Consider the following 4,009-nt stretch of genomic DNA (forward strand, 5'->3'; position numbering starts at 1 on the left):
CCCCACTGTTCGTCCATTTCCGCGCAGACGATGACGTCACTGCCCGGCTGTATGCGCGAGGTTACCGACTGCGGCCTGAGTTTTTTAAATGGCGGAAAATCGTGTTGAGGCCAACGCCCATAATGCGGGCTGTTGCCCGGCATCCAACGCCATTCATGGCCATATCAATGATTTTCTGGTGCGTACCGGGTTGAGAAGCGGTGTAAGTGAACTGCAGTTGCCATGTTTTACGGCAGTGAGAGCAGAGATAGCGCTGATGTCCGGCAGTGCTTTTGCCGTTACGCACCACCCCGTCAGTAGCTGAACAGGAGGGACAGCTGATAGAAACAGAAGCCACTGGAGAACCTCAAAAACACCATCATACACTAAATCAGTAAGTTGGCAGCATCACCATGTTGTGGTACCATTTAAAACTATAAAGCTACTATAAGGTCAATAGAGTAAAGAATCCGTTGGGGAGGAGGCTGATGCGCATTGGTCAGTTGGCGCAGTTGGTAGGGGTCGAAACACAGACGATCCGCTTCTATGAACAGCAGGGCTTGTTGCCGCCGCCTGATCGGCAGGACAACGGTTACCGTGTCTATACCGAGAAGCATGGTGAGGGGCTGGCCTTCATCCGTCGCTGCAGAATCCTGGGCCTGTCACTGGCTGAGATTCACGAACTACAGAGCTATCAGGACGCCCCTCATCAGCCTTGTACCGCCGTCAACGCCTTGCTCGATGATCACATCTCTCATGTGCGGTCGCAGATAACCGCTCTGCAAGCGCTTGAGAAACAACTCGTTTCACTGAGAGCGAGTTGCAACGATGACCGGGAAGTTGAGGCGTGTGGGGTTCTTGCTGGAATTAGCGAAGGAAACATGCACCAGCAGTAGGTGAAGCATCAACCAGATAATCCGATGAGATGCCGGTCTGTCTCACTCTCATGCAAAGGTAAGATCAACCATTTAATCCGCTTACCCCTATAATATAGCTCTAGATAATAGCAGAAAGAATAACATCAGACCGGCGGCAAGCAGATATGCCGATAGCGATAAGCTTGAAAGACTGATTTACGTTTTCAGAAATTAACCATGTAAGCAAATTCCTGACACCAAGAAATATCTTTCATGACAGATAAAAACAGGAAACAGCATAATGAAGTCATTGATATATTTTGGAATGCTCATTTTTTTTATGATGAAATCCATCGCAGTTATCAGTGCAGAACCGGTAAACGAGCCAACAAAGCATCTGATTTCTATTGGTGTTTTTGCCGATCGGGGAATGACTGAAGCCAGAGAAAGATGGCAACCAACAATCAATTGGTTAAAACAAGAAATACCAGAGTATGATTTCCGGTTAATTCCGCTGCCTTTATCTCAGTTACAGCACGAAATTAGTCAACAAAATCTGCAATTTATCATTGTTAATCCATCAGAAAGTATCCGTATCGGTAGGGTTCACTCTTTATCCTGGATGGCGACATTAATCAGCCCAATGCAGGGCGGAACAACTACCGCAACAGGTTCGGCTATGTGGGTCAAAGAAAATAGCCCGTTTACCGATCTATTACAGTTATCCGGTAAGCCCATCGGTACCGCTCATCGTCAGGCATTCGGTGGTTTTATGGCAATGGAAAGAGAGTTGCACCAAATGGGTGTCAGCAATCGTTATTTCTCTCATGTACAGGAAATCGGTTATCCTCATGAATCCGTTGTTCAGGCTTTATTAGCCGGGAAAATTCAGGCCGCTATTTTGCCGGTCTGCCTCGTTGAATCAATGATAGAAAAACACCAGTTGGAAGAAAAAGCACTCCGGGCATTAAACAATATCGCGCCCGACTCCTTTGGCTGTCAGGTTTCTACTCGTCTTTATCCTAACTGGAGTTTTGCCATGACTGACGCGGCAGACAGAACGTTGGGACGAAAGATTCTCACCGCATTATTAGCGGTTCCTAGCCAATCCGAAGTCGCAAAAGCTGCACAATCTCTGGGATGGACAGTTCCTGAAAGTCAGGCGGAACTGGATCGATTGTTTAAAGATTTAGGAATACATCCTCTGGAACAGCCCTGGTGGATTAAATTATGGGAGTGGATTAAGAGCCGTTACTACCTGCTGATCGTCATCGGTATCGCCTTAATTATTTTGCCGCTTCAATACATTTTCCTGACGATGAAATATCGTAAAAGTACCCTTTCGCTACAGCAAGCGTTAGAGAATCTGCAATATGCTCAACGTCGGGCATTGGTCAATAAACTGGGCTCAAGTTTAGCGCATGAGTTAAGTCAGCCGCTGTCCGCGATTCATCTGTATGCTGAAGGTGAACTATCGCGCCGAAAACGCGGTGACCACTCCACGGATATTGATGTGTTACTGGATAAAATTCGCCATCAGGTTATCCGAATTAATCAAGTTGTCGATCGTTTCCGTCAATTACTCAGAAAGCAGGCTATACAAAAAACGCCTCAGGATCTGGCAATTATTCTGCAGCAGGCAATAAAACTTGTTGAGATCTATGCAAAATCAAAACAAGTAGAGCTAATTTTACATATCGATAAGCAAAAGATGCTTCTGAAGGCAGATAAAGCAGGAATAGAACAATTAATGGTTAATTTATTTACTAATGCAATTGATGCTTCCGCTCAGGCCGGTGCTTGCAGCGTATCGATCAATCTGTTACATACAGAAAACAAGGCACATTTAACCGTCAGAGATCGCGGAGCAGGTTTACAACTGCCACTGGAAGAACTTATGACGCCATTTGTCACAACAAAAGCGGACGGAATAGGCCTTGGTTTAGTTATCTGTAAAGAAATTGCCGAGTCACATCGCAGTACATTTTTACTACAAAACCATCCTGACGGCGGATGCGAAGCATCTGTTATCTTCACTCTCTACCACAACCATAAATAACGGAGTTCAGCATGTCAGAAATACAGCGTTTATACATTGTTGATGATGATGAATCCGTTCTGGATTCCCTTGAATTTGTTCTGCAAGGTGAAGGATATCAAACTCAGTGCTTCTCCTCCGCCGAAGCTTTTTTACAGTGGAGTGAACGGCATATTGAGTGCCTGACGGACACCGGTTGCTTAATTCTGGATTGCCGCATGCCGGGAATGGGTGGTCAAACGCTGCAAACATTGCTTAGCCAAACCAGAAGCACTTTAGGTATCGTTTTTCTGACCGGATACGGCGATGTTCCGATGGCCGTTGATGCCTTGAAACAAGGAGCCGTTGATTTTCTGCAAAAGCCGGTCGATCAAAAACATCTGTTACGTGCCGTGAAAAACGCTTTAATTTGGTCAGCAGCAGAAAAAGCGCGCCAAACGTACATCAGCCGTTATGAGCAATTAACCGGTCGTGAACGCAATATCTTAACTTTGTTGGCCGATGGAAAAACAAATCAGCAAATTGCTGAAAATCTTTTTATTTCTGCCCGAACGGTTGAAGTACATCGAGCCAATATGCAAAAACACTTAGGCATGGGTTCTTTGGCTGAAATGGTTCGTCTTTATACGCTGGTTGAACCTTATTTAGGTGAGATTTGCGAGCCGCCGGTCAGAATAAAACGGAAATAGAAGAGAAATAGAATACGGCTATCGGTGATGCTGCCAACTTACTGATTTAGTGTATGATGGTGTTTTTGAGGTGCTCCAGTGGCTTCTGTTTCTATCAGCTGTCCCTCCTGTTCAGCTACTGACGGGGTGGTGCGTAACGGCAAAAGCACCGCCGGACATCAGCGCTATCTCTGCTCTCACTGCCGTAAAACATGGCAACTGCAGTTCACTTACACCGCTTCTCAACCCGGTACGCACCAGAAAATCATTGATATGGCCATGAATGGCGTTGGATGCCGGGCAACCGCCCGCATTATGGGCGTTGGCCTCAACACGATTTTCCGCCATTTAAAAAACTCAGGCCGCAGTCGGTAACCTCGCGCATACAGCCGGGCAGTGACGTCATCGTCTGCGCGGAAATGGACGAACAGTGGGGATACGTCGGGGCTAAATCGCGCCAGCGCTGG

The 4,009-nt window shown here is 46.5% G+C and carries 3 protein-coding genes and 2 pseudogenes; 4 read left to right on the forward strand and 1 reads right to left on the reverse strand.

The features are described from left to right. Positions 1-337: pseudogene (locus K0778_RS25060) on the reverse strand (IS1-like element IS1B family transposase); the annotation flags it as partial. Between the two features lie 130 nt (positions 338-467). On the opposite strand from K0778_RS25060, the gene cadR reads away from it, so the two are divergent. The 4 genes and pseudogenes from cadR to K0778_RS25080 all read left to right on the forward strand — a co-directional run. Then, positions 468-875 carry a Cd(II)/Pb(II)-responsive transcriptional regulator gene (gene cadR / locus K0778_RS25065; RefSeq protein WP_029396360.1) on the forward strand — a complete coding sequence of 136 codons (408 nt, stop codon included), beginning with the start codon at positions 468-470 and terminating at the stop codon, positions 873-875. A gap of 262 nt (positions 876-1,137) precedes the next feature. Continuing rightward, positions 1,138-2,895 (forward strand): sensor histidine kinase, encoded by a 1,758-nt coding sequence (locus K0778_RS25070; protein WP_032306943.1) that lies wholly within the window; start codon positions 1,138-1,140, stop codon positions 2,893-2,895. An 11-nt stretch (positions 2,896-2,906) separates the two neighbouring features. Then, entirely contained in the window at positions 2,907-3,563 is a 657-nt protein-coding gene (locus K0778_RS28430; protein ID WP_029396361.1) for a response regulator transcription factor, read from the forward strand. A gap of 78 nt (positions 3,564-3,641) precedes the next feature. After that, positions 3,642-4,009, forward strand: a pseudogene (locus tag K0778_RS25080) (IS1-like element IS1B family transposase); the annotation flags it as partial.

The sequence above is a fragment of the Escherichia sp. XD33 genome, assembly GCF_019375075.1.
In the GTDB taxonomy this organism is placed as follows: domain Bacteria; phylum Pseudomonadota; class Gammaproteobacteria; order Enterobacterales; family Enterobacteriaceae; genus Enterobacter; species Enterobacter flexneri_A.

What these genes read in the sequence shown, in the direction of transcription:
- K0778_RS28430 (WP_029396361.1), top strand. Translation starts at nt 2,907, where the DNA reads ATGTCAGAAATACAGCGTTTATACATTGTTGATGATGATGAATCCGTT.
- K0778_RS25070 (WP_032306943.1), top strand. Translation starts at nt 1,138, where the DNA reads ATGAAGTCATTGATATATTTTGGAATGCTCATTTTTTTTATGATGAAA.
- cadR (WP_029396360.1), top strand. Translation starts at nt 468, where the DNA reads ATGCGCATTGGTCAGTTGGCGCAGTTGGTAGGGGTCGAAACACAGACG.